20 protein-coding genes are annotated in these 26457 nt (G+C 60.9%); 4 read left to right on the top strand and 16 right to left on the bottom strand.

The features are described 5' to 3' along the window. Positions 1-51: 51 nt before the first annotated feature. The 4 genes from tsaE to HMPREF1257_RS10290 form a co-directional block, all read right to left on the bottom strand. The gene (tsaE, locus tag HMPREF1257_RS10305; RefSeq protein WP_023025256.1) at positions 52-552 is read right to left on the bottom strand and encodes a tRNA (adenosine(37)-N6)-threonylcarbamoyltransferase complex ATPase subunit type 1 TsaE; all 501 of its coding nucleotides are present in this window, start codon (positions 550-552) and stop codon (positions 52-54) included. After that, positions 542-1639 (bottom strand): alanine racemase, encoded by a 1098-nt coding sequence (alr, locus tag HMPREF1257_RS10300; protein ID WP_023025255.1) that lies wholly within the window; start codon positions 1637-1639, stop codon positions 542-544. Before alr ends, tsaE begins: the two co-directional genes overlap by 11 nt. A gap of 111 nt (positions 1640-1750) precedes the next feature. After that, a complete protein-coding gene (glmS, locus tag HMPREF1257_RS10295) occupies positions 1751-3622 on the bottom strand; it encodes a glutamine--fructose-6-phosphate transaminase (isomerizing) (RefSeq protein WP_023025254.1) in 1872 nt (623 codons plus the stop codon). 224 nt (positions 3623-3846) lie between these two features. After that, complete coding sequence (locus HMPREF1257_RS10290; RefSeq protein ID WP_023025253.1) at positions 3847-6651, bottom strand: FAD-binding and (Fe-S)-binding domain-containing protein; 2805 nt, start codon at positions 6649-6651, stop codon at positions 3847-3849. Between the two features lie 202 nt (positions 6652-6853). Between HMPREF1257_RS10290 and HMPREF1257_RS10285 the strand changes: the two genes are divergently transcribed. Next, positions 6854-7687 carry a dienelactone hydrolase family protein gene (locus HMPREF1257_RS10285; RefSeq protein WP_023025252.1) on the top strand — a complete coding sequence of 278 codons (834 nt, stop codon included), beginning with the start codon at positions 6854-6856 and terminating at the stop codon, positions 7685-7687. Positions 7688-7709: 22 nt separating this feature from the next. On the opposite strand, the gene HMPREF1257_RS10280 is transcribed toward HMPREF1257_RS10285, so the two are convergent. The 4 genes from HMPREF1257_RS10280 to glmM all read right to left on the bottom strand — a co-directional run bounded on the left by HMPREF1257_RS10280 (position 7710) and on the right by glmM (position 11531). Beyond that, the gene (locus HMPREF1257_RS10280) at positions 7710-8006 is read right to left on the bottom strand and encodes a hypothetical protein (RefSeq protein WP_023025251.1); all 297 of its coding nucleotides are present in this window, start codon (positions 8004-8006) and stop codon (positions 7710-7712) included. Beyond that, positions 8006-9772, bottom strand: a complete 1767-nt coding sequence (locus HMPREF1257_RS10275; RefSeq protein WP_023025250.1) for a hypothetical protein — start codon at positions 9770-9772, stop codon at positions 8006-8008. Before HMPREF1257_RS10275 ends, HMPREF1257_RS10280 begins: the two co-directional genes overlap by 1 nt. After that, the gene (locus HMPREF1257_RS10270) at positions 9772-10086 is read right to left on the bottom strand and encodes a hypothetical protein (RefSeq protein ID WP_023031225.1); all 315 of its coding nucleotides are present in this window, start codon (positions 10084-10086) and stop codon (positions 9772-9774) included. The genes HMPREF1257_RS10275 and HMPREF1257_RS10270 overlap by 1 nt, the downstream gene beginning before the upstream one ends. A 101-nt stretch (positions 10087-10187) precedes the next feature. Continuing rightward, positions 10188-11531, bottom strand: coding sequence for a phosphoglucosamine mutase (gene glmM / locus HMPREF1257_RS10265; protein ID WP_023025248.1), 1344 nt, complete (start codon positions 11529-11531; stop codon positions 10188-10190). Positions 11532-11725: 194 nt separating this feature from the next. On the opposite strand from glmM, the gene HMPREF1257_RS10260 reads away from it, so the two are divergent. Continuing rightward, complete coding sequence (locus tag HMPREF1257_RS10260) at positions 11726-13651, top strand: BCCT family transporter (protein ID WP_023025247.1); 1926 nt, start codon at positions 11726-11728, stop codon at positions 13649-13651. A gap of 332 nt (positions 13652-13983) precedes the next feature. Here the strand turns inward: HMPREF1257_RS10260 and rpsI are convergent, their stop codons facing one another. The 6 genes from rpsI to HMPREF1257_RS10230 form a co-directional block, all read right to left on the bottom strand. Then, positions 13984-14526, bottom strand: coding sequence for a 30S ribosomal protein S9 (rpsI, locus tag HMPREF1257_RS10255; protein WP_023025246.1), 543 nt, complete (start codon positions 14524-14526; stop codon positions 13984-13986). After that, on the bottom strand, positions 14526-14969 hold the full coding sequence (gene rplM / locus HMPREF1257_RS10250; protein WP_034659641.1) for a 50S ribosomal protein L13: 444 nt from the start codon (positions 14967-14969) through the stop codon (positions 14526-14528). The genes rpsI and rplM overlap by 1 nt, the downstream gene beginning before the upstream one ends. Before the next feature lie 384 nt (positions 14970-15353). After that, positions 15354-15641 carry a WXG100 family type VII secretion target gene (locus HMPREF1257_RS10245; protein WP_005277116.1) on the bottom strand — a complete coding sequence of 96 codons (288 nt, stop codon included), beginning with the start codon at positions 15639-15641 and terminating at the stop codon, positions 15354-15356. A 44-nt stretch (positions 15642-15685) separates the two neighbouring features. Beyond that, a complete protein-coding gene (locus HMPREF1257_RS10240) occupies positions 15686-16000 on the bottom strand; it encodes a WXG100 family type VII secretion target (protein ID WP_023025244.1) in 315 nt (104 codons plus the stop codon). Between the two features lie 132 nt (positions 16001-16132). Beyond that, on the bottom strand, positions 16133-17296 hold the full coding sequence (locus tag HMPREF1257_RS10235; RefSeq protein ID WP_023025243.1) for a type VII secretion-associated protein: 1164 nt from the start codon (positions 17294-17296) through the stop codon (positions 16133-16135). Beyond that, a complete protein-coding gene (locus HMPREF1257_RS10230; protein ID WP_023027964.1) occupies positions 17297-20986 on the bottom strand; it encodes a type VII secretion protein EccC in 3690 nt (1229 codons plus the stop codon). Positions 20987-21138: 152 nt separating this feature from the next. Here HMPREF1257_RS10230 and HMPREF1257_RS10225 point away from each other — a divergent pair, with 152 nt between their 5' ends. Both HMPREF1257_RS10225 and HMPREF1257_RS10220 read left to right on the top strand, forming a co-directional pair. Next, positions 21139-22587 carry a membrane protein gene (locus HMPREF1257_RS10225; RefSeq protein ID WP_034659624.1) on the top strand — a complete coding sequence of 483 codons (1449 nt, stop codon included), beginning with the start codon at positions 21139-21141 and terminating at the stop codon, positions 22585-22587. After that, positions 22587-23837 (top strand): S8 family serine peptidase, encoded by a 1251-nt coding sequence (locus HMPREF1257_RS10220; RefSeq protein WP_023025217.1) that lies wholly within the window; start codon positions 22587-22589, stop codon positions 23835-23837. The genes HMPREF1257_RS10225 and HMPREF1257_RS10220 overlap by 1 nt, the downstream gene beginning before the upstream one ends. Positions 23838-23904: 67 nt before the next feature. Here HMPREF1257_RS10220 and eccB read toward each other — a convergent pair whose 3' ends face one another. Next, positions 23905-25188, bottom strand: coding sequence for a type VII secretion protein EccB (gene eccB, locus HMPREF1257_RS10215; protein WP_023025216.1), 1284 nt, complete (start codon positions 25186-25188; stop codon positions 23905-23907). A 91-nt stretch (positions 25189-25279) separates the two neighbouring features. Next, the gene (gene truA / locus HMPREF1257_RS10210; protein WP_023025215.1) at positions 25280-26161 is read right to left on the bottom strand and encodes a tRNA pseudouridine(38-40) synthase TruA; all 882 of its coding nucleotides are present in this window, start codon (positions 26159-26161) and stop codon (positions 25280-25282) included. Between the last annotated feature and the right edge of the window lie 296 nt (positions 26162-26457).

Here is a 26457-nt window from a genome sequence, read left to right as displayed (position 1 = left end):
TTGACGCCCTAAGATATCCATCACTTATACCTTGAAATTAATGAGATCTACCTAATCATTGTGGCGCCATGACCAGCTAATACGGCGCACGTCCTCATCGGCGCCGGCAAACTCCGCCGGTTCGCGGTCGATGCTGACAAAGAGGTACCTATCTGCGATCTGCTCGATTAGGCCGCCGCCCCATTCGGCGACGACGACGGCATCGGCAAGCTCGGTGTCCAGGTCCAAGGCATCCAGCTCCCCCAGGGGATCGCCGGAATTGGCCCCTCCCTCATCCAAGAGGCGGTACGCGTCCACGTGCACCAGGTCCGGTCCCCCAACCCGTGAGCGATGTACGCGGGCGATGACGAATGTGGGCGAGGTAATCCGGCCCTTTACCTGCATGCCCTGGGCTATGCCTTGGGTGAAGGTGGTCTTGCCCGCGCCCAATGGGCCATCCAAGATGACGACATCGCCGGCTTCCAGCGCGGCGCCCAGTTCCTTGCCGCACGCGTGGGTCTGTTCCACCGTTGCCAGATCGCGGGTTCCAGACTCCGGAAAATTACTGCGCATCGGCCCCTCCTATATATTCGCGTTCGGTGCGGCCGGTGGGTCGGCACACCACTTCATAGTTGATGGTGCCCACGGCATCGGCAAGCTCGGTGGCAGACATGCCACCCTGGCCAAAGATGGTGACCTCATCACCGGGGGCAATGCCGTGCGGGTTTTCTCCTAGATCCACCACTATTTGGTCCATGCACACCCGGCCTACCTGGGGATACAGCCGCCCGCCGATGCCCACCTGAAGGTGGCCCTGGTACGCGCGCGGCAGGCCATCGGCATAGCCACAATCCACAGTGGCCAGGAACCCTGGCTTATCCGCGCTCCAGGTCCGCCCGTAACTGGTGGCCTCATTCTTATCGATCGGCTTGACCCCGAAGACATTCCCAGACCAGGTCATTGCCGGGCGCAGGCCATGCTCTCTCCCTGCGATGGGCTCGAGCCCGTAGCAGGCGATACCCACCCGCACCTGCTCAAAGTGCGCCGATGGGCGCGAGAGCGTGGCCGGCGAATTGGCCAAATGATTAACCGGGCACTCCAGACCCGCCGCGCGCGCCGCATCCAGGGCGCGCCGAAACTCTTCTTCCTGGGCGTCATTATGGGCGTCATCCGGATCGTCCGCGCAGGCAAAGTGGGACATGAGGCCTAGGACGGTGATATGCGGGGCATCCCGCAGCAGCGCAAAGACCTCATCCCAGTCCGCCTTATCCACCCCGGAGCGGTGCATTCCGGTTTCGACCTTAATATAGACCTCGGCGGGAATCTCAGCCTCCACCAGCTTCTGCGCCTGCGCCGGGGAATTGACCGCAATCTGGATGCCACATGCCAGAGCCTCTTCTAGTACCTGATCCGTCTGCCAGATCCATGCCGCGATGGGTGAGTCCACTCCCATGCGCCGCAACTGCACGGCTTCTGTCAGCGTGGCGACGCCAATGGAATCCGCCCCCGCTTCCAGCATCACGGGCACGACCCTTTCTACGCCGTGCCCGTAAGCATCCGCCTTCACCACGCACATCAGCTTGACGTCTGGGCCGATCTTCTCCTTAATCAGCCGCACGTTATGCGCGATGGCAGCAAGGTCAATTGTGGTTTTCAGCATGCCACTATTGTGCCACTTTCTACCCGCGCGCTGAATTTACCGCAGATATGGGTAAGACCCCTCTCCCACCTGTGCAAAAAGGACGAGAAAGGGGCCAGAATCGCCGGAAGGTTATTCCACGGTCACGGACTTAGCCAGGTTGCGCGGCTGGTCAACGTCGTAGCCCTTGGACTTTGCCACGTGTGCGGCAAAGATCTGCAGGGGCACCGTAGCAAGGAGCGGCTGCATCAATGTCGGCGCCTTTGGCACGCGGATGACGTGGTTAGCGTAATCCTCTACCGCGGTATCGCCTTCTTCTGCGATCACGATGGTAATGGCACCGCGGGCGCGGATTTCCTGGATATTGGACACCACCTTGGAGTGCAGCGAATCGCGCCCGCGCGGGGAGGGCACGATGACGAAGACCGGCTGGCCCTCCTCAATCAGCGCGATCGGGCCGTGCTTGAGCTCGCCGGCGGCAAAGCCTTCGGCGTGCAGGTATGCGATCTCTTTGAGCTTCAGCGCGCCTTCAAGGGCAACCGGGAAGCCCACGTGGCGGCCCAGGAAGAGCACGGATTCCGCATCCTTCATGGAGTTAGCCAGGCCAGCTACCTGCTGTTCTTCATCGATGACGCTTTGTACCTTGTCCGGCATATTGCGAAGCTCAGCAAGTACTCCCTGAATTTCATCCGAGAACATATTGCCGCGCAGCTGTGCCAAGTACAGGCCCAGCAAGTAGGTCGCGGTAATCTGCGCCAAGAAAGCCTTGGTGGAGGCCACAGCGATTTCGGGACCAGCGTGGGTGTACAGCGCCGCATCGGATTCGCGCGGAATGGACGAGCCCTGCGTATTGCAGATAGCGATGACCTTCGCACCCTGCTGGCGTGCGTGACGCACGGCCATCAAGGTGTCCATGGTCTCGCCGGACTGGGACAATGCCACGACCAAGGTCTTCTCATTGACGATCGGATCGCGGTAACGGAACTCGTGGGCGAGCTCAACCTCGGTGGGGATGCGGCACCAGTGCTCGATGGCGTACCGCGCCACATGGCCGGCATAGGCCGCCGTGCCGCAGGCGATCACGATGATCTTATCGATGGACTTCAAGACCGACTCATCGATGCGCAAGTCATCTAGGGTCAGCTGGCCCTGCTCATCAAAGCGGCCGAGCAAGGTATCGCGCACGGCGGCAGGCTGGTCATGGATTTCCTTTTCCATGAAGGAATCAAAGCCACCCTTTTCAGCGGCGGCCGCATCCCACTTGATCTCAAAGGCCTTGCCTTCAGTGGGGTTGCCGTCGTAGTCAGTAATGACGACATCGTCAGCAGTGATGGTGACTACCTGGTCATTGTCCATTTCCACTGCGGACTTGGTGTAATCAATAAAGCCCGATACGTCAGAGCCCAAGAAGTTCTCGCCCTCGCCCAAACCAATGACTAGGGGCGAATCGCGGCGGGCGGCAACGATGCGATCCGGCTGGTCAGCGTGAATGGCCAACAGGGTAAACGCGCCGTCGAGGCGCTTAGCGGTCAGCTGCATTGCCTTGGTGAGGTCACCTGCGGCGTCATTGTGGAAAACATCGCCAAGCAACGCAGCGGCAACTTCAGTATCGGTTTCAGAAACGAAGTTGTAGCCCTTATTCAAGAGCTCGGTCCGCAGCTCCGCGAAGTTTTCGATGATGCCGTTGTGCACCACGGCCAGCTTGCCGCCGTCAACGACGTGCGGGTGCGCATTGAGATCGGTCGGACCACCGTGCGTGGCCCACCGGGTGTGCCCGATTCCCAAAACGGAATCCTGCAGCGGACGCGCTGCAATCTCATCATCCAAGGCAGCAACCTTGCCCGCCTTCTTCCGCCAGCTAATCTCCCCATCGGCGTACATCGCCACACCAGCGGAGTCATAGCCGCGGTATTCCAGTCTGTGCAGACCTTCCACGACTACATCCAGAGCGAAGTATTCGCGGTCACCGCTAGCGTGACCAACATATCCAACAATTCCACACATAAAAAGGAATCCTACCTCATTGGTCAACACGAACCGGGGGTTGGACTAGGGCCTGTTATTTATGGCCGCACACTTATTCGGGCCTTTTATAGTTACTGGAAACTGGCCTGCCCACCGCTAGTTTTCGCACCCTCGGTGAGCAGCCCTCCCGCCCTGCGGCTGACTGGGGCGCGGAAGAAGACGGGGGCATCGGCAAGCAGCCGCGCCCCTTCCCCACCGGGCTGCTAGCGCGTGGCGCGCTCCAGCATCTCAAGGACGTGGTGGTAATCCTCGCCGGTGGCGCGGGTCATGCCCAGCTCACACGTGCGGTTGGTAGAGGCGTGATACTGCGCGCCCAGCTCCGTGACCTGGGCGGCCTCGGCGCGGGTGGCGGACTCCGTGAGCTCTGGGTGGAGCATGCCGCGGTCGCCGGCATAACCGCAGCAATTCCAGGCGGTGGGGATGTGTACCTCCGTGGCTGCGGCTCGGGCGACCTTTTCTACATCTCCCATCATGCCAAGCTGGAACGCCGAACAGGTCGGGTGAATCGTCATGGAATCGACCGGCTGGGTGGTCTCGAGGCGCGGCAGCAGCGTATCGGCGGTGAAGCTCAGCGCATCGATGACGGTGATGCCGATGGATTCCAGCATCTCCTGAAAACCCGCGGTACAGCTGGACGCGTCCACGATCACGGGCAGGCAGGCGTTATCCGTGGCCTCCATGACGGTCTCGCGCACGCGCTGCTCCATGATGTCGTGACCCTTGCGCATGCCCTTTGAGGACCATGGCGTTCCGCAGCAGAGCTTTTCTATGCCCTTAGGCACCTCCAGCGCGATCCCCGCCCGCTCCAAGACGGTAATGAAGGCTTCCGTTGCGCCCATGCCCTCGCCTTGCGGGGCGAACATAGAGTTTACGCAGGCTGGAAGGTAGATTCCCGAGGTTTCAGCGTAGCGATCACCCACGCGCCCGGCCAGGCGCTCGCGGGACTTGCCGCCCTTGCCGAGCTCCGGCTGGTATCCCGGCACGGTATCGGGGCCGATGAGCGAGCGGGCCACGTCGGTAACCTTCGTCACCAGCTGAGCCGGCAGCATGTGCGCGCCGGTCAGCGTCGTTGCGGCACCGCGGCTGGTTACCTGCCAATTCTTGGCGGCAGCGGACCAGACCTTTTCTTCTGTGGCCCCGGCATTCTCGTGGCGCAGCTTCTTGATGAATTTGCCGGTATCGATGCCCACCGGGCAGGCGGTCAGGCACATGGAATCCACGGCGCACGTATCGATGCCCATGTACTCATAAGCCTCATCGAGTTCTGCAACCAAGTGCGTATCGCCATTTTCCTGCGCCCGCTGGCGGGCACGGCGCACCACGATGCGCTGGCGCGGAGTCAAGGTGAGATCCCTCGACGGGCACACCGGCTCGCAATAGCCGCACTCAACGCACGGGTCGATTTCCTCTTCCACCGTGGGGTTGAGCTTGATATTTGTAATGTGCGCATCGGGGTCATCGTCCAAGATGACACCTGGGTTCATCGTGCCGGCGGGATCGCAGGCACGCTTGAGCAGCTGCATGACCTCGTAAAGCTCATCGCCGTACTGGCGGCGCACATACGGGGCCATGGCGCGGCCGGTGCCGTGCTCGGCCTTGAGGTTTCCCTCTGCCGAAAGCACCAAGTCCACCATTTCCTCATTGAAGTTGTTATAACGGCCAATGGCGCTATCGCCTTCGAAGCGATCCGTTAGAAGGAAGTGGATATTGCCGTCTTTCGCGTGGCCGAAAATGACCGCAGCATCGTAGGAATAGCGGGTAAAAAGCTCCTGCAAGGAGGAACAAGTATCGGCCAAATCCCCCACCGGCACCACAACGTCTTCCAAGAGCGCCGTGGTTCCTGAGGGCCTCGCTTCTGCCACTTGGGCATACAGGCCCTTGCGGAAGTTCCACGCGGCGGTGCGGGTGGGAATATCGGCAGAAAACTCCGCCGGCGATTGCAGGTCCAATTCCCGCAAAAGGGACGAGCCCTTGTTCTCTTTTTCCCGCAGCTCTTCCTTGTCATCGGATTGGTACTCGATGAGCAACGCGGCCTGTGAATCCACATCGAAACCGGTAATGGCCTGCGGGACCTTATCAAAGCCTTGGCCCACGCGAATGGAGGCAGAATCCATCAGCTCCAGGGTGGCGGCACCGGTCTCCACCAGGGAAGGCAATGCCTTCGTAGCGGCGGAGAGATTATTAAAGACCGCCACGGTAGTCGTCGTGAGGGAAGAGATGTGCACGGTGCGAAAGACCGCTTCCGCGATAAACGCGAGTGTGCCTTCGGAGCCCACCAACAGGTGCTCAAAAAGCTTGACGGGGCTATCAAAATCCAGGAAGGAATTAAGCCCGTAGCCCATCGTATTTTTTAGCTGGAAGTGGCGGCGGATGATATCTACTGATTCCTGGTTATCGCGCACGCGGCGCTGCAGGCGGATGAGCGTATCCACCAGCTCGGGTTCTTGCGCTTGGAATTGCTGGTCCGCATCCGCGTCCGCAGTATTGATCACCGTGCCAGAAGGCAAGACAAAGGTCAGCGATTCCAAGGTGTTGTAGGTATTAAACTCGGTGCCGCAGGCCATGCCGGAGGAATTATTCGCCACCACGCCGCCGATGGTGCAGGCCGCCTCGCTGGCCGGGTCCGGGCCAAGCTTGCGGTTGCGCAGCCCTAAACGCGCATTGACCTGGCGCACGGTTGCCCCTGGCTGCACGCGCACCCGCTTGCCGTCATCGAGGACGTCTATGCCCCGGAAATGCTTGCGCACATCCACCATATACCCCTCGCCGGAGGCCTGGCCGGCCAAGGAGGTGCCGCCCGAGCGCAAGGTCACCGGAATGCCGTGCTGCCGCCCCGCCTTGAAAATAGCGGCCACGTGTTCTGCCGAGCGCGCTTCAATAACGGCCTTCGGGGTGTAGAGGTAGTGCGAGGCATCGGAGGCATAGGCCACCCTGTCGATGATGCCGGTCTTTACTTCCGGACCATCCTGCGGAAATAATTGGTCGATCTTAAGGGTGCCGGTAGTCATTTGCGGCGACCTGCCTTCCCAGAGAAGCATAGAAAATGTTACCTAGTGCACATTTTCGCCTGCTTTCTCGCCGGCGCGCAAGTAAGGCAACCCATAGAAATTCGGCGCCGCGCACCCCTTTTGGCCTCCGCGAATCCCCCGCATGTGCCACTCGCCACCCCTTGCCACCAGCACGGGGTGATCTTCATCTATCCTAGAATGCGTGTCTGCGAATTTGAATAAACACCTCGGAACGTTATCGAAGCGTGGCCGCAACCGCGTGCTGGTTGGCGACCTCGATTATGCGGGTATTACCGGCAAGGTTTATACCCCCGCGGAAGGCCAAGGCCTGCCCGCCGTCGCCTTTGGCCACGACTGGATGCACAAAATCAAGGATTACCACGCCACGCTGCGCCACCTCGCCAGCTGGGGCATCGTCGTGGTCGCCCCCAATTCTGAGACCGGCATGTTCCCTGACCACCGCAACCTGTCTGCAGACATGGAATCTGCGTTGCAGATCGCCGCTGGGGTAAAACTCGGAACCGGCAATATCACCGTATCGCCGGGCAAGCTCGGCATGATCGGCCACGGAATGGGCGGCGGCACCGCGGTTTTGAGCGCGGTTGATAACCCGAAGGTCAAGGCCGTCGCGGCCATTTATCCCGCCGTGACCGCCCCATCCGCCGTCGAGGCCGCCCGCAGCCTCGATACGCCAGGCTTGGTCATTGGCTCTGGTCGCGATGACATTTTCAATGCCGGAAACCCCGCCAAGCTGGCCTATAACTGGCGCGGCCAGGTGGCGTTCCGGGCCATCGACAAGGGCACTCAGGCTGGCTTTAGCGAAGATCGCTTCCGCAAATTGGCCATCGGTTCCGGTGCCTTCCAATCTGGCCCCACCGAAATCGCCCGCGGCCTCGTCACCGGTTTCTTGCTCTCCACCCTTGCCGGCGAGTCCGCCTACGATGGCTTTGCGGATCCTGAGGCGAGCGCGAAGAAGGTAGAAAGCTTTACTGGCGACGAACTAGCCGAGCGCGCCGGCGTTGCCCGCGATGACTAAAAGCTAACTCGCTGAATTAGACCTATCCACGTCGCAGCACAGATTTCACCTGCCCCGATGCGTTATTGACACGCGTTGGGGCAGCACCATTTTGGCCGCTTCTGCCACCGCGGCGCCACGTTCCAGCAGCTGCTTGCCGATGCCCCACCGCATCACCTTCCTTTCCCCCATGCTGCTCATTTTTGGCCTGCTGCACGGCCTTAGCCGTGGACTTTTCTAGCTCGTCTTGGGCCTTAGCCAGGCTTTTTTCAAATTCCAACATGCGTCGCGCGGTGCGCTCACGAAACCCTTGCGCGAATTCTGCGAAATCGTTATTCATTACCACTGCCCTGCCTTTCGTGCAGTCACGGATGGTTCATCTGAGTCTGGCGCTGGCGCAGGCTGGGTATCAGCCTCGGGAGCAGGTGCCGGCGCCGGGGCTGGGGCCGGTGGCTGTTCAGGTGCCGGTGCCGGCGCTGGTGCTGGTGCGGACTCAGGTTGAGGCTGCGGCTCTGGCGCAGGTGCTCCAGCTCCAGCGGCTTCTGCTGCTTGCAGGTGCTGTACCTTTTCTGGAGGCGGGGCCGGCTCTTCCACCTGGGAAAGCTCCGGAGGTGGCTCAATTGTTCCGTCTTCCGGGCAGGGTTCAGGCGCGGGCTCGGGTTGAGGCTCAGGTTCTGGGCATGGCTCCGGTTCCGGTTCCGGTGCGGGCTCGGGTTCTGGTTCAGGCGCAGGTTCCGGTTCCGGCTCCGGGCAATCTGCATCGCCGATGTTTTCCAGGCACTCCGCAGCGCCTTCAATGATGAGGCCTACACCTACCAAAGCGATTCCTGCACCGACGATTCCCAAGCTGCCGCTGCAGGAGGACTCGATGTCACAGGCCGCATCATCTTCCACGGCAGCCGGTGTTGTTGGTTCTTCTTCGCATTCAGAATCTTCCGGCACAGGCTCAGGTACTGGGTCCTGTTCTGGCTGCGGTGCGGGTTGTTCCTGTTGTTCTGGTGGGCAGTCTTGTGGTTTGGGTTCCGGCTCAGGATTCGGATCTGCGTGCGCCGGAGTGGTCGTGGATTCGTTCTGTCGAGGCGCCTCGTTTACGAAACCGCGGCACTGTTGGCACTGGCACCCAGAAGGGTGCTGCTCAGGTGCGGGTTCAGGAGCCGGCTTCGGAGCCGGTCCTGGTTTCGGCTCCGGTTGCGGCTCGGGAGCTGGTTTCGGCTCGGGCGCGGGTTGTGGTTGCGGGGCCGGCTTCGGGCCTGGCTTCGGGTCTGGCCTTGGCTCCGGGGTCGGCTCTGGCATCGGTTCCGGCTTGGGCGGGCACTCAGCGGTAGATGCGGGTTGCGTCGGCTGCGCTGACTGTGGCGGGGTGGAAGTGGTGTCGCCCCCGCCATCGGGCATCGGGCGCGTGGGAGCTGGCGTATCTGGGCACTTTTCCACTGGCGGTGGGAAGGAATCCTCCTCGGCCTCTGCAGGCTCGGGGCATTCTTCAGGCAGAGGACGCTCGCAGACGCATTCGCAGCGCGACTCAAACTCGTCGTAACAGGATTCAATGGCATCATCGCGGTCCCGGCACGTGCTGGCGATAGAGTCATTGGTGTCATCGATGATTTTCGCACCAATGGTGGAGACGATGGGAATAATGAACTTGGCCAGCGGGTGCCTGGTAGCCACCATGGACAAGATATTAAGCAGCGGGATGACCGCAGAAATCAGCTCTGTCAGTGCGGTATCGGAGGTATCGACGACATCGGAAATAGCGCTCGAGCATTGCTTGGCGGAGTCAGTAAGCTGCTTGCCTTCATCGCGGTGGATATCAAAATCCTTTTGAATGCCGGTCAGGTGCTCGCGCAAGGTGCCATGGGCAACATCGGAATCATCCGTGCGCAGGAAATCCGCAAGGCCTTTCCCGCCGCCGTGCGGCAGATTTCCTCCCACCGCGGAGATGGTATGGCGCAGTATGTTTTGCGGGGCGATTCCATCTACCGCGCTGATGAGCTCACCCAGAAGCCCCAATGGCATGCTGGGACCAGAGTAATGTCCCAGGCAGGCCAATTGGAACTGCGAAATGGCGGCGGAATAATCCCCTAAAAGCGATTTAGTCAGCGTACTCACTAGTCCACGGCCTTTCCGCTCTCTCCTGCAAAGGAGCGGCTAAAGCCGACATCGTACGTGGCGAATGCGCGCATCTGGTCGTGCGCTGCCTGACCTGTGGCAGAGATATTGTCTAAGTGCCACGTTCCATTGTCATGAATGCGCGCGAGGATGCTGCGGATGCGTTCCCCGTGCCCGGAGAAATTTCGCCCAGCCGCCGCAATAGGAAAGTCTGGAACGTCGGCGCGGTGAGCTTGGCGCTGTTCATCATTGGCGCTTATAGCTTGTTGTAGTGCTGTCATCGCCTCTGCAGGGCGAAGGAAAACCTCAGACATCGGTATAAATCCCCAAATCCATATGCGGTAAGTGTGCTCACCTTCATTGGACTGGGGTTTATACCAAATGGTTCCCCAATACTTCTTATTTTCTTAACTGCCTACACCGAGGCGACGACGGCAGAAAGCCTACCTGCCACCTTGCGGGCGTGCTCCTCTTCGGCTGCTTCCACCATGACGCGGAACAGTTCTTCGGTGCCGGAGGGGCGCAGCAGCACGCGGCCGGTCTCCCCGAGCTCCTCTTCTGCCTCCACAATGGCCTGCTTAACCTCGGCAGAATCCATGATCGCGGCCTTATTGGATACCGGAACGTTGATGAGCACCTGCGGCAATACGGTCATGACGGAGGCCAGTTCCTTCAAGCTCTTTCCAGACTTGGCCATGCGCGCCATGATGGAAAGGCCGGTGAGGGTGCCATCGCCGGTAGTGGAGTCATCGGGAAGCACGACGTGCCCAGACTGCTCGCCGCCCAGGGAGAAATCGCCGCGGTGGAGCTCTTCAAGCACATAGCGATCGCCCACTGCCGCGTGGCGGACCTCAATGCCTTGCTTTTCCATGGCGAGGGTCAGACCCAGGTTAGACATGACTGTGGCGACGAGCGTATTAAAGCGCAGGTCATTGTCTTCCTTCATCCCTACCGCGAGCAACGCCATGATCTGATCGCCATCGACCACGTTGCCTTCGGCATCGACGGCGAGGCAGCGGTCCGCATCGCCATCGTGGGCAAGGCCCAAATCGGCACCGTGCTCGAGCACCGCTGCCTGGGCTTTTTCAATATGGGTAGAACCACAGTTCTCGTTGATATTAAAGGCATTGGGCCGGTGGTAAATCGGGATAACCTCAGCGCCTGCTGCTTCATAGGCGCTGGGAGCGACTTTCGACGCCGCGCCGTTGGCCGTATCCACAACCACCTTGATGCCGCTTAAGTCAGTGGATACAACATCCTTGAGGTGCTCTAAATAGCGCTCGCGCCCATCAGGGGCCTCCGAGATAATGCGACCCAACTTGGTGCCCGTTGGGCCTTCCTCAACGAGATTATCCATCGCGTCTTGAATCTCATCTTCCACGCTATCCGGTAATTTCTTACCGCCAGCGGAAAAGAACTTAATGCCATTATCTGGCATCGGATTATGGGAGGCAGAGATCATCACGCCGAGATCCGCACCATAATCATCCGTCAAAAAGGCGATGGCTGGGGTGGGAAGCACCCCCACGCGCACAACGTCCACGCCGCGGGACGCCAAGCCGGAAGCGATTGCGGCATCAAGCATTTCGCCCGATACGCGGGGATCACGGCCGATGATTGCCAAGGGGCGGCGCTCATAAGATTCGCGCTGCGCAGTAAAGACCTCTGCAGCCGCTTGTCCCAGCGTCAAGGCCAAAATGGGAGTCAGCTTTTTATTCGCGAGGCCGCGAACTCCATCGGTTCCAAATAGTCGAGTCATGCAGTCAATTATGCCTTGTAGGACCCATCGGTTGCATGTTTGGGCATCGGCAAGCAGGCCAGTTGGGTAACCAACATCACGAAAAATGTGCTTGTGGCGAAAAGCGAAATTTGCTTTAAGTCGTACTTTCCGGCATTTATATGAAATTATTAGCTAGGTTATACTTCACTCTTTTGCCTTAGAGAGGATCAACGATGAACGAACCTAGATCTTCAGGTGACAAGTCACCTGAAACTACCTCGCAGAAGGCACGGTCAGCCATTGCGAAAGCCGCTTCTGGGGAACGCGCTATTCATCCAGCCCTCATCCCCGGAGTAAGTGTCGAAAACACCCGCGCAGATTTTAAGACCAATAAAACGGTCTTTGCGGTGGCCTTGGCATCTACATTTGCCGTTATCCTGTGGGCCATCATCGCCCCAGATAATCTGGCCAGCACAGGAAGCACCATGCGGGCGTGGGTCGTCCAGAACTTTGGATGGCTATTTACGATCATCATGATTGCCACCACGGCATTCCTGCTGACAATCGCTATCGCCCCAACCGGCAAAATTAAGCTCGGCGCAGATGATTCCAAGCCCGATTTCTCCCGGAACGCCTGGATCGCCATGCTCTTTGCCGCTGGCATGGGAATCGGCCTAGTTTTCTACGGCCCGATGGAACCGCTTGCCCTATTCTTGACTCCACCGCCGTATCTCTCCGGCGTTGAATCCGGCAGCCAAGAAGCCATCCTTCCGGCCTTTGCCCAGGCTGTGCTTCACCACGCTACGTTGCCGTGGATGATCTTTGCGCTGGTGGGCGGCGCGCTTGCCTATGCTGCTTATCGACGCGGCCGCATCCCGCTTATTTCCTCGCTATTTGAACCCCTCATTACGGATTCGAATAACCGAGTATTTGGAAAGATCGTCGATATTTTCGCAGTGTTGGTCACCCTCTTCGGCACGGCGACCTCGCTGGGTATCGGTGCCCTGCAGATCCGTACGGGAACCTCGATTCTTACCGGCAAGCCCCTCGAAGGAAACGGCATCATGGTGGTGATCATTACGATCCTCACCATCCTTTTCATCCTTTCCGCAATGTCCGGCATCAAGCGCGGCATCCGTATCCTGTCCAATATCAACATGGGCCTGGTCATCGGACTCGCGGTCTTCGTGCTCATCACCGGACCAACGCTCTACATTCTGGATCTGATTCCCGCATCCCTGCTGCAGTTCTTCAAGCACTTCGAAGACATGATGTCCCTGTCCGCCTCCCAAGGTGAACCGGAGAAGGAATTCGTCACCGCATGGACCATGCTGTACTGGGCGTGGTGGATTTCCTGGTCGCCCTTCGTCGGCATGTTCATCGCGAAGATTTCCCGCGGGCGCACCATTCGCGAATTCGTCTTCGTCATCATGCTCGTGCCTACCACCCTGTCGCTTTTCTGGTACGTCATCTTTGGTGCCACTGCGATCAAGACCCACCTGGATGGAGACGGAATCGAGATTGAAGGTTCCGGCGAGAATGTGATGTTCGATCTCATGAGATCGCTGCCGCTATCCAGCATCACCACGGTCATCGTTCTCCTTGCTGTGGTGGTCTTCTTCAATACGGCAGCTGACTCCGCTACCAACGTCATGGGCTCTATGTCCCAATCCGGTCGACCGGTCCCCTCAACATTGATTTCTGTAATTTGGGGTGTTGCCCTAGGCGGCATTTCCTTGTCCCTGCTGCTGATTGCCGGCAAGGATGCGCTCAGCGGCCTGCAGTCCATCATGGTCTCCAGCTCGCTGCCGTTTACCTTCATCCTCATCGGCATCATGGTGGCGTGGGGCAAAGACTTGGCACGCGACCCCGCAATACTGCGCAGGAAATACGCCCATGCTGCCATCGAGCGCGGCACCCACTTGGGCCTCCAAGAGCACAATGGCGACTTCGTCTTCAGTTCTTCTGCCGTTCCAGAAAACCACGGTGCCGGCGCCGAAATTGAAAACGATGATCCATACCTCCACGAGTGGTACACCATCAACGCATCGGATGAATACCTCGCAGAGCAAGCCGCCCTACGCGAAGAGCGCCGCGCCGAGCTCAAGGACTTTGCACAGAAGAAGAACAAGGACAGGGCCGCAGAAGACGATGAGTAGTCTCTCTGTTTAATCGGCCTTCCCCTTCCCCTTGCCGCTAGCCCGCTTCCATCGCACTGCGCATTAATGCTTCCGCGACTGGAAGCGGGCTTTTTCTACTCCGCAGTGCCGTGGCGCATCGCGGTGCCTACGGGCTCACTACGGTCTCAGCGGGGCCGCTCATGCCCCGAACACGGTTAAGCGTTAAGAGGCCATCGAGGGCCGGCCAGGCGAGTTTAGCCGACTTGACCGGAGAGGGGCATCGCTAAGAGCAATAAAACGACAAAGCCGCCGCCTCCCAGAATGGGAAGCAGCGGCAGTGTATGGCGCTTGCGGGCGCAGTAGAAGCGAGATTAACGCTTGGAGTACTGCGGTGCGCGACGTGCCTTGTGCAGACCAGCCTTCTTACGCTCAACTGCACGAGCGTCACGGGTGAGCAAACCAGCCTTCTTCAGGGCGGAACGATCAGCCGGGTTGTAGATGTTCAGTGCACGAGCGATAGCCAGGCGCAGGGCGCCGGACTGACCGGTCGGACCACCACCGTTAACGGTGACCTTCAGGTCAAACTGGTTCTCGCGGTCCAGCAGGGTCAGCGGGGTGAGGATGTCCTGCTGGTGCAGCTTGTTCGGGAAGTACTCAGCGAACTCGCGGCCGTTGACCACGATCTGGCCGGAGCCAGCAACGAGGCGAACGCGAGCGACGGCGCGCTTACGGCGACCGACGGTCTGAATTGGGCCCTCGTGGACCGGAGCAGCGGTCTCAACCTCTGCCTCGGTCTCAGCGTTGGCGCTAGCCAACGAATCACCGATGGTGTTGGTGAACTCTTCGGTAGCGGCGCTTGCTGCAGCGATGTCAGCAGCCTCGGCTACATTGTTGTCGATGTTCTGCTCAGCCATTACTGTGCCACCTGCTTAAACTCGAAGGTTTCCGGCTTCTGACCGGCGTACGGGTGCTCATCGCCTGTGAAGACGTGCAGCTTCTTGATGGAAGCGCGGGAGAGCTTGTTGTGCGGCATCATGCCGGCAACAGATTCTTCGATAACGCGGACCGGGTTGGCGTCCAAAGACTGACCCAGGGTCATGGACTTCAGACCGCCCGGGTAGCCGGAGTGGCGGTAGCGCATTTCGCGGTCGCGCTTGGTGGAAGAAACGTGAATCTTGTCAGCGTTGATGATGATGACGTGGTCACCGGTGTCAACGTTGGGTGCGAACTGTGGCTTGTGCTTGCCGCGCAGCAGGTCTGCCACGGTGGAAGCAAGCTTGCCCAGTACCACGTCAGTAGCATCGATGACGTACCACTTGCGGGTGATGTCACCGCTCTTTGGGTGGAAAGTAGACAAAATGACTCCTTGAAAGTCTGTCTCGGAACTGCCGGCCAGCGCTAAGCATCCATTCGCTTCCCAACAGCGGCCGGTGGAGACCTGCGGGAAGCGCTTCGCCAGCTGCTTGCCGACGAGCGAACACATAGGGCTACAACTTTAGCCGTGACCTATAGAAAACACCAAAACGCCGAAACCGGCACCTTCTCAGGAAGAAAAGGTACCGGTAAAAGAGGTGCTAGGCGGCGGTTTCTGTGGTGGTTTCTGCGGTTAGCTTCTGCGATTAGCGCTGTGCGGGGACGGCGGCTGCGTTCGCCTCCTGCCGGTTGGATACAGGCACAGGCGCCGCTCGTCCCTCCTACCGTGCTTAGAGAAACAGGTTAGTTAGATACCACCATCAGTGCGTTAGCCCCAGCTAGCGGCGGCGCGGCGGTTGACATCGCTCATGGCGTCATTGCCCTGAGAGACGGTCTTGGAGATGGTCGCCAGCACGGTGTTGAGTTCTTGTGCTGCCTTATCCCACTTGGCCTGCGCCTGGTTATAAGCCACTGCGGATTCACCTTCCCACGTACTCACCATGGGCTGGAGGCGGGATTTGAGGTCGGCCAAGGTGCTGTTGATGCGGCCGGAGGTGGCGTTGATATCAGCTGCGGCAGAAGAGATGGCGCCGAATTGGTACTTGATCTCGGACATGTGGAAAATGGTTCCTTTCGAAGTTGCTGGTGGAGGTGGCTGGGTTACAGGGCGAGGCCGCCGCCAACATTGGAGAAGGCCTGGGTATTTTCGGCTTCGACGTTGTCAAAGTTGCGGGCATTGCTGCGGATGTTTTCAGAAATCGACGTCAATGCCTCGCGCAGTTGTTGCGCGGAGGTGCTGTAGCGCTGCATCAAGTTATCGAATGAAACCTGCGCCTGGCCGGCCCAGCTGCCGCGGACAGAATCCACTACACCCTGCAGGCGGGTGAGCTCGCCTTGGACTTCGTCATTGGTGTTATCCACGCGGCCGGCGGTGGAGACCATGACATCGGCTTGTGTCTTAAAAGTCTGAGACATAACAGTGCGCCCCTCCTTAGGGCGGGAAGAGATGTTGAGTGTGATTTCCCCCGAAAAAGCTTCTGTGCTTTCTCACCGTTATTGGACTGAGCTCAGGGCCATATGGTTCCCAGTAAGTTAAAACTTTTCTGGTTATTTCTTACTCAGGGACTCGGTGGCCATCCGGCACGCGGCTTTTTGCACGGCATTGGCGTTATGGCGGGTATGGCACCCCACCGACATGTGGTGTCCGGTATCTTCCCAGATGGTCCATTCCACAACGGAGCCATCGCCGGGGTCTTCTATATAGTGCAAACGCCCTGCGTCCTCGGATACATCGCGCAGTTCCGGATCCTTATCCACCTGCGCTTTTATTTCATCAAAGAGCGCCTTGGCCGGAACGTTAAAAAGCGAGTCCGACGCTAAGAGGATCCTCAAATCAGGGTCTTTTCCTGAGGCGGTAACCAGTCCTTCCTCCACGGTGGCTTGAAATCCGGTGGGAAGGACAACGGAGAGCCCTTCAATATCGAGGCGTTTTTCGCCTGGGTTGAGCTCGCCATCACCGCCCGCGTCGCCAGCCGCACCGTCGTCGCCATCACTGCCATCGCTGCCACCACCACCGGTTTCTTCCGCCGGCACCGAATCAGCGACGCTCGCAGCGGTGGCGCTTCCGGCGGTGGCACCGGCATCACTATCGTCCTCATCATCGGACGCATTTGCGCTCATGGCCCACCACGAGGCCCCGACGACGGCGAGAATCACCACGACGATCGCGACGTGAAACATATCGATGGCACCTATCCAACCGCGCAGCTTATCGCCCCACCGCGTGCCTGCTTCCTGCCCCTTGCCTGCTCGCGCACCAGTTCCAGTTCCGGCTCCGGCTTCAGCCCCTGCCTCCGGAGCCGCTTCCGCGCGTTCCATGGGGACATCCATCTGGTCGGTCGGCACGGATTCTGGGGCGCCCGCAACCGATTCAGTACTTCGTGCTGGAGTTGATTCCGCTGCGTGCGACACGTCCTGCTGCACGCGGGCGCCGGCTACATTGAGCTGGCGGGTCAGGATGGTCACCGCTTCCCGGGAGATGGCGGTGCCCGAGGGATCCGCGATGACGGATACGTCCACGTCCGGCCAGACAGATCCAGCGATCTTCGCTATCTGGTCCATGACGTGGCCTAAGGCCTTGCCTTCTACGATGCCGGTTCCAGCGAGATCGTAGCGATACACGGTTTCCGGGCCTTCAAAGATGGTGGCCGCATCCATGACGGTCACCGTAATTGTTGCCGGTGGCGCGGATGTAGGCGTTTCTGTAGACATTTATTCTTTTCCTTCCCCATAGACCACCTGGGCGATTCCCAGGTTTTCGCCGCGGATGCTCCACTGCCCGCGCCCGGGCGGCTGGTGGCTGGGCTTGAGCCCGAAGATGGTGCCTTCGTCGCGGTCGGCATCGAAAAGCAGGAATGCTGGTTGCAGATCACGCACCGCGGAAAAAAATTGGCCAAACAGTGCTCGGCCGATGCCGCCGGCTTTTCGGGCAATGACCATGTGCAAGCCGATGTCCCGCGCGTGCGGCAGGAGATCGATTAAGGGTGCCAGCGCGATATCGCTAACCAAATCTGCATCATCAATCACCACATAAATATCCGGACCCTCCCACCAATCGCGTGCGGCGAGTTGCGCTGGGGTGATGTCCGGCCCCGGCAAGCGTTGTTCCAGCGTGCGCACGGTATTAACGATTGCCTCCTGCGCACTGGATTGCGTTGCGGCATAGGCCGCGACCATGTCCTGATCCAGCGTGCCCAGGTGAGCGCGGCGCTGATCGATGACCACCAATCGTGCCGCCTCGCGCGGAAGGCCGCTAATCCCGCGCATTATCTGTGCCAAGAAGTTGGACTTGCCACAGCCTTGGGCGCCGATGGCAACTAGGTGCGGTTCGCGCTCCGGATTCCACGCCAAAGTGGAAAGGTCGCGCCCGCCGATGCCCCACGGGATGCCGCCAGTAGGTGCTTCGCCATGGGCGGCGAGCGCTTCTGGGGTCAGGACCGCGGGCAGCATCTTCAAGCGCGGGGCGGGAACGGCGTTCGCATGCACGCGGCAGATATGGGCAATGTCTTGATTCGAGGTACGCGCGAGCAGCATATTTTCGCCGGCCTGTGTAAGCCCCCTGCCCGGCGCGCTTGGCAGTTTTTGCTGCAGCTTGCGGTCAATAAGCGAATCGAGCGCCTCGCCCAAGCGCAGCTCAAGGCGGTGGGCGATGAGATCCCTAATCGCCGGGCGCATCGTGGTCCACCGGGAGGTCGCGATGACGACGTGCACATTAGCGGAGGCGCCGTCCGCGACGATATCCGTGATGGACTCAGCTATATCCTCAAACTCCGCGTTGGACGGGCCAATGTGGTGCCAGCCGTCGATAATCAAGAAGGTCTCACGCGATTCCGGCCGGCGAATAAACCCAGCCACCTCATCTACGATACGGCGGATCTTCTCGCCTTCCTCGCGCCCGGCTACCCCGGCAACGTGCGGGAGCCGGTCCAAGGCGGCCAGCTGCCCGCCGCCCAAGTCGATGACATAAAAGCGGATATCCTCCGGCCGCCGGTTAAGCGCCAGGGAGGAGGCTATCGTGCGCAGCGCGCCCGACTTGCCAGATTGCGGTCCCCCGCACAAGGCAAGGTGGCCGCCGTGTTGGTGAAAATCGATGACTAATTGGTCTTGCCGCTGGTAGTAGGGTCTATCGATGATCCCAATCGGCGCGGACAGTTCCGCTGCGGTGGACTCCGCGCCCTCCATATCGAGGGACGATAGTTCAATGACCGGTGGCAGCGGAGGCAGCCAAATGCGGTGGGCCTCCTGGCCGCGTGCGGCGGCCTCTTCGCCGGCGGCGCGAACCACCTCAGTAAGAACCGATGTAGATTCATCCATCACCACCGCAGGAGAATTCTGTACAGCGGCATCGTCCTGCGCCCATCCCGTAAAAAGCTCCACCCGGCGCGGCGGGCCGGAAGGATTACCTTCCAGATCCGTGACCGCGTGCATCCCCGCGCCAGGTGCAGCCCGGCGCGCGAGCGGCCCTGATACGTAGGAAGCCTGAAACCGGGTGAGATCCTCGGCATCGGATTTCAGGTAGCCGGCGCCGGGTTGGCCGGGAAGGTGATAAGCATCGGTGACGCCTAGGACCTGGCGGGATTCGGCGGAGGAAAAGGTTTTGAGGCCGATTCTGTAGGACAAGTGGGAATCTAGCCCCCGCAAGCGCCCTTCCTCGAGCCTTTGGGAGGCTAAAAGGAGGTGCACGTGGAGGCTGCGCCCCAAGCGCCCGACGGCAACGAAAAGTTCTGCGAAGTCGGGATGCTGGCCCAAGAGCTCGGAAAATTCGTCCACGACGATGACCAGCGCCGGTAAGGGGCCGTAGTTACGTACGGCATCCGCAGAGGCGTTGTATTCGCCTACATTGGCAAAGTTGCCGGCGGTGCGCAGGAGTTCTTGGCGGCGGTTCATCTCCCCGGAAATGGCATCATACATGCGCTCTACCAGGGTAGATTCCTCTTCAAGGTTGGTAATGACCGCGGAGGTATGCGGCAGGCGGTCACAGCCTAGGAAGGTCGCACCGCCCTTGAAATCCACCAGTACCAGATTGAGCTCATCCGGGCTATGCGTGGCGGCCAGTGCGGTCACTAGGGTGCGCAGGAGCTCAGATTTACCACTACCCGTTGCTCCGATGCACAGGCCATGTGGACCCATTCCCCCATGCGCGGATTCTTTGAGATCCACGGTCACCGGCTGCCCAATGGAATCGATGCCGATGGGCACCATGAGCCGCGAGGCGCCATCGCGTCCGTGCCACATGCCGCTAGCGGCCAACTCATCCACGCCGCTGTAGCCGAGCAGCCCCAGCAAATCATTGCCCCGGCGCCCAGAGGTGCTATCGGGTCGGCGAAAGACCGCCATCCGGCGGGCCATAATCGTGGCCGCGGCAGTGCCCAAATAATCGGGTGTACCCAGTTCTTCCACGCCCGCGGCCGTGACCGCCTGCAGGGTATCCGCCGCGACGAGGCACAAGCCTTCTTGTTCCGCGCGCAGGCTCAACGCGGACGATGGTGCACCGCCTACTTCAATGACGGTGGTATAAGAATCGCCGTGGAAGAAGTCTTCGGTGCCGGTGGTCAGGAGGGCATCGACGAGCACAATGCGAAACCGCGCCTTGTCTGGCTCCCGGCTATGCGGCAGCCATTTCAGCCACTCCCACTCGCCGCCGATGGCCTCGATTCCGATGGTCTCGGGACCGTGCGCCAGGGCTAACTGCATGACGAGGGCGCGCACCGTATCGCGGGCATTATCGCCGGTAAAGGATAAAAACCTAAAGGCCTGCAATTGGATAACCACCGGCATATCGGGCACGGTGCCCACCGCCTTGATGGCCTGGCGCATGCTCACCGCACAGACCGGGTCTAGGTCCTCGGTCGCGCCGGAATCCGGGACGTTGATGGGCGAGCACAAGGTGGTGGAACCGGTGCCCACGCGCACCTCCAAGGCATCTGGATCATCGGGCCCGCGCTCCCACATGCGCCGCGAGCCCACCAGCGGTTCCAGCCCCTCCGGATCCGGGTGCCGGTACAGCTCGTGCGCGCGCTGCGCACCGGCATTATCCAGGGCCTTTTCCCGCAGCGCCTTAATGTGACGCAAGTAGGTCCGCCGGGTTTCATCCGGGTCCTGCCCGCTATTTTGCGGCCCAAACATCATGGCCATGCTGGCCAGCATCATGAGCGGAAACATCAGGGATACCGGGCTGATATGCCGCGAGTCCCCCGCGCCCAGCACCATCAGCGCCACCATGCCCAACATTGCGGCAATCATCACGATGGGTAGTAGCAAGCGCACCAAGGGCACCGGCTGTGGGCGCACCGCTTCTGGAACTTCTTCTGCCTCGATGGTGCCGGTGGGAAGCGGCGGTGGCGCGTCCCTGAGCGGCACGGTCAATGGCTCCACGATGTGGGTTTCCCTGATCCCAAGCATGGGTAAAATCCTCCCCCGATCCACACGCTTAGCGCTCTTGGCCCCCTGCCAAGATTCCCCGCGCTGCGGTGGACACGACGCCACCAGTAAGCCACAATATGTGGCATTGGGCAAGGGGGACGCCCACAATCATGAGACAATTCGGGGGAATTATGACCGCTCCAACGGCGCATCACCTGCGCCTTACCATCCGCATCCATGCAGATTCCTTCCACAAGGAAGCAGACGTAGCATTGCCGTTAAGCTCCAGCCTCGGCGAGCTCATGGCAGAACTTACTGACCTTGTCGATGCACCCGCGATCGCCTCGCCGTGGCGCGCCAGCACGGCCTCCGGGCGCGCCATCGACCTCACCGCACCGCTTGCCGCCACGCCGCTTGCGGAAGGCTCCATCCTGGTGCTCGCCCCGCGCGAGGAGCGGCCCGCGCCCGTCATCCGCGATGCCGCCGAATCCCTTGCCGCGCAGAGCCACGACGACACCACCTCTGCCATTCCCATCGTTTGGGCGTGGACCGGGCTTGCCGCTGCCTTCGCCGTGGCCTGGGTCCTCTCGTACCCGGCGGTGGCCTGCGCCGGGCTTGCCGTCGCGGCCTTCGTGCTCGCCCTGTGGACGCGAGCGCTATCCCTTGTCATGCTCGCCCTGACTGCGGGGGCTGCAAGCGGATGGGCGCTTATTTCGCCCGCGCTTGCCGATGCCCCCTATGCCGCCCTCACCGCCAGTGCCACGCTGCTTGTGGCCTTATTAGCCTGCCACCTCACCCGGCTAAGCACCGTACGGATAACCTCCGGCGCGCTCACCATCGCCGGGTTAGTGCTCATCGCGGCCGTGAGCTATCTGCTTCCCGGGCTGAGTGGCAATTCCGGCATCGGCACGAGCCACGGCACCGCAGCGGCCGCGGGCACCGTTATCGCCGGAGTCACTATGCTTGCCACCGCCCCCGCGCTCACCATTGCCACCGCGGGGCTCAAGGTGCCGCAATTGCCCACCGCGGGCCAAGACCTTGCCGTCTCTGATGAACTCCAGCCCGATGTGGACAATCGCGCCACCCGCGCCGGGTACGCCTACGAGGGCATCTGCTGCGCAATCGCGCTCTGCCTCATCCCGGCCCTTATCGCGCTCAGTTTCACTGGCACCGGCACCCTCGTGGCCACGGACGGGACCGTGGACGAGGCGGGATCCGCCGCTACCATCGGGTCTCGCATCGCCGTGCTTTTCGGCACCGGATTAACCGGGCTCGGCTTCGTCCAAGCGCTCTGCGTCTCCGTTGCTGGAACGGTGGTCATGCACGCCGCGCGTCACGGGCGCGTGCTTGCCAGCTGGGCTCTCATGCTCGTCGCCATGGTTGCCTGCCTCACCGCCTGTCTGTGCGCCGTGCATGCGATTGCCGCAGATGGGCTTGCTGGCGCTTGGGCGCCAACGGTGGTCGCCACCCTCCTGCTTGCCGCGATGCTGAGCGCCCCACTGTGGACGCCCAAAATGAGCGAGGTGGAGCCAACGACCATCGCCTGGTTTGAACGCCTTGAGTCCCTGACCATCGCCGCCTGCCTGCCGCTTGCCGCTCACCTCGCCGGGATCTTCGAGCTCATTCGGGGGCTAGGATAATGCGCCACCCCCATCCACGTCGTTCCTTCGCGCTACCTAGGTTCAGTGGCAGTTCTGGAATTACAACTTATGTCCTCACCACGTGTGTTCTCGCCGGAACCGGAAGCTTCACCACAGGAGCTCCCACCGCGCCCATCGCGAGCGCTCGGGAACCGGACCGGGAATGCGCCACCGCGCATCCATCTCCCCTGGCGCCAGAACCTTCCGAGGACCAGCGCGCCTACCGCTCCCAGCTGCACTCCTTTGCCACGGGCGAGGGTGTCACGGTAGCCGTCATCGATACCGGGGTTGCCCACCACGAACAACTGCCGAATCTCACTGCGGGTGCGGACTTGGTCACTCCAGAAGAACCGGATCCGCACCGGGATTGCGACCTGCACGGCACCGTCGTAGCTGGCATCATCGCAGGCCACGATATTGGCATCGCTCCGCGCGCCGAGGTTCGCGCCATCCGCCAAACCAGCACGCATTATCGTCAGTACGATGACACGGCCGGGACCGCCGATGAAGACAGCACCACCGGTTCGCTCGATACGCTGGCCCGCGCCATCGATCATGCTGTGGAGGACAACGCCCGGGTGATCAACATTTCCGTCGTGTCCTGCGTCCCAGAGAAGACCGCGCAGCGCATCGATAGCTCGCGCTTAGATGAGGCACTTGACCGCGCGGAAGATGCCGGTGCCGTAGTCATCGCTGCCTCTGGCAATATTTCCTCCGGTACCTGCGAAGAAGGCGACCACGTCTTTCCCGCAGATTCACCGACCGTATTATCCATTAGCGCCCAAGAAGATGCCCACGCGCTTGCGGAATACTCGCTCACGCCCGCCGATGGCCCACAACTATCCGCCCACGGATTTATACCGTTAGCGCTGAACCCCGCCGGTGGGTGGGCAGACGGGAAGAACCAAGAGGATTCCCTGTCGCAGTTCCACGGCACCTCGTTCGCGGCCCCGGTGGTCAGCGGCACCGCCGCCCTATTAGCCGAGCGCTACCCAGACGCCAGCGCCGCCGATATACGCCAACGGCTGCTTTCTGCCGGTGAGCCCGGTAACGGTTTCATCGATCCGCTCGCTGCCCTTACCCATATCGATGGCGAGTACGCCGCGCCCGCGCGCGATCTGACTATCCAACCAAGCAAAGACGAGCACTCCCCGGCGGCGAGCCGAACCAGGTGGATGCTCGGCGGGTTAGTCCTGCTGCTGACCGGCCTGGCGGTTGCCCGTGGGCTACGCCGACCGAAGGCAGAGTAAGTCGGCGTAGGTTCTACCGCTCGTGCTTTTCAGCGTGAACACCGAGCGCGGTGCGGGCTAGCACCGCCTAGCGGCTGACCTGTAGCGCTTCGTCTCGGTCCAAGCGCGATGCCTCTGGCAAGAGCCGGATGATTTCCCACGGAACCTCGGCTCCGATGCCGGTGCCGAGGGCCTCCAAGAGTTCTTCGTTATCGACTGCATGGCGCTGCCCAGTAGGCGAGACAACGTGGTAGCCATGACCGGTATCCACGCCGACTCCGCCTGCCGATAGCCCACCAAAGCGATCCGCTATGCCCTCTCCTGCGAGCGCTACCGTCCCGGGGTTCTCTGTCACCATCGCTGCACCGCCCTCACTATCGGCGCACATCCAGCCTTCATCTGGGCCAACGAAGTCGAAGGTGGTGGTGGGCAGGCGGAAGTTTAAGGGGGCATCGGCAAGCGCGCCTACCTCGTGCGGGGTGGCCTCCACGCGCGTTGCGCCGTAGCTAACCAGCATGTCTGCCTGGGTGGCGGAGAGCTCCGCCACGCCATCGTCCGTCCGGGCCCACTGGCCCTGCCCGGTGTCCATGATGTCTGGCAGCGGATCCGGGAACGTCAGCAGCGGCTGTTCCGCAAAGGCATTGAGCAACTCCGCGGGAACGGGCCAGGCATGGGTGCTCCCGTCAATGCCAATCCCCCGGCGAATGACGCGGCCCTCCGTGCTCTGCGCATCGGGCAAGCGCACGCGCCCGTCTGCGGTGAGCAGCCACTGCGTGCCATCCATTTCTGCGAGCGCGGCGCGCTTCTCCCCAAAGCCCTCCTGTGGCGGATCCGCCACCACGATGACCTCCTCTTTGGCTACCTGTTGGCCATCGATGCTGGTGGGGTTATCCGCGGGCTGTTCATCATGCCCGGCAAGGCACGCCGCCCACGAGCGCTGCGGTGCCTCGCCCGGCGCAGCTAGATACCCGGGAGCATCCGAAATGCCCACGGGTGTGCCCAACGAGGCCTGGCGCAAATGCTCATCCCCAATGGTCTGCGCCTCGGCCGCCTCGCCGGCGATAATCCGCGCGGAAGAGAGGTTGTAGACGGGGTGATACGTATCGTTGACGTCTACGAAGAGCTGGCCCTGCTCCGAGCGCACGATCGGTGCATCCCCCGGCTGCGGGCTCGGCTGCAACCAGGCCAAAAGGCCAGAACCGACCGCCAAAAAGGCCACGCCTACTCCGCCGAACATCATCGCCTTGCGGCGGCGGGCCAGCGGATCGTGGATCATGCGGGTATCCCCCAACACGAGCCCGTGTTCCACGCGGCGGCGTAAAAATTTATGGCCCGAGACTTGGGCCTTGGTCGTTGGCAATGGACGTGCCATGAATTTCCCCCGAAAATTCCCCGAAAGTCTAAATAAACCCAGGCTTCAGGCTAGCGTAGGCGCCACGGCCCTGCCACTTGGCAGCGCGGGGTTACTCAACGGTGCGCTTTTCCCGCGTCACATCAGCCCGCGCGGACATTCCGCCCGGTTTCGGGTAATCCACCTGGACTAAGGACAAGCCCTTCGCCGGCGCCACGGGAATGCGGGAAGAGCGCTTGGTTTCCTGCAGCAATGCCGCGACAAAGTCGACGTCCCTGCGGCCTTCCCCAACACTTAAGCAACAACCAACCAATGAGCGCACCATCGACCAGCAGAAGGCGTCCGCGGTCACTCGGGCCTCAAAGAGCTGCGGTTCCTCCGGCGTCGAGACATCCTGCCAGCTAAATTCCTGTAATTCGCGAATGGTGGTGGCATTCGGCTTGGCCTTACAAAAGGCCGCAAAATCGTGCAGGCCCACCAGCGCAGTCGCCGCATCCTGCATGGCATCGATATCTACCGGTTTGAACCATTCGGCCGTATCGCGCGCCCGCGTCGGCAGCGCGCCCCGAGGGCTAGTGGTTATTCGGTACACGTAGTGCCTGCGCAGCGCGGAAAATCGGGCATCAAAACCTTCTGGCGCGAAATCGCAGCCGTGTACCCGGACGTCTTCCGGCAACAGCTTGGCAAGCCTGCGCACTAACTTCCCCGGATCATTTGCTACGGACCGTTGCTCCAGCATCTCCAGCGGCACATCCACGTGCGCCACCTGCCCGCGCGCATGGACGCCCGCATCAGTACGCCCGGCCACCGTCAGCGGTACCTCCGTGCGAGCGATCATTGCCAGCTGCTCCTCGAGCACGCCCTGAACGGTGCGCAGTCCGCCCTTTTGCTTGGCCCAGCCGTGGAAATCGGTGCCATCATAGGCCAGATCCAACCGGAGCCGAACGAATCCTTCCGCTGGTCTCTCATATGAGATCGGTGCTGCTTCAGTCATGGTGAACCTAATGCTACCGGAGGCATCGGCGGGTTCCCGAAATGTGCAACCTCTCCTGCTACACCTCCCCTGTTCGTTTTGAGCAGAAAATGCAATATCTGAGGGCCACATTTGCTCAGTTATCGCAGAGGAGGTTGCGCAGAGGAGGATGCACATAGGAGCTTGCGCATCGGAGGTTGTGCCTAGGGCGCCAAGAAACGGAGAGTGCGTGGTCTGCTGCATGGCGGAGCGGGACGAGGGGGCGGGACGAGGGGGCGGGACCAAGTACCTGAGGTTCCAAGTTCAAAACGACAAAA

It is taken from the genome of Corynebacterium sp. KPL1814, assembly GCF_000478175.1.
GTDB lineage: Bacteria > Actinomycetota > Actinomycetes > Mycobacteriales > Mycobacteriaceae > Corynebacterium.
This window is presented reverse-complemented; position numbering and strand designations above follow the sequence as displayed.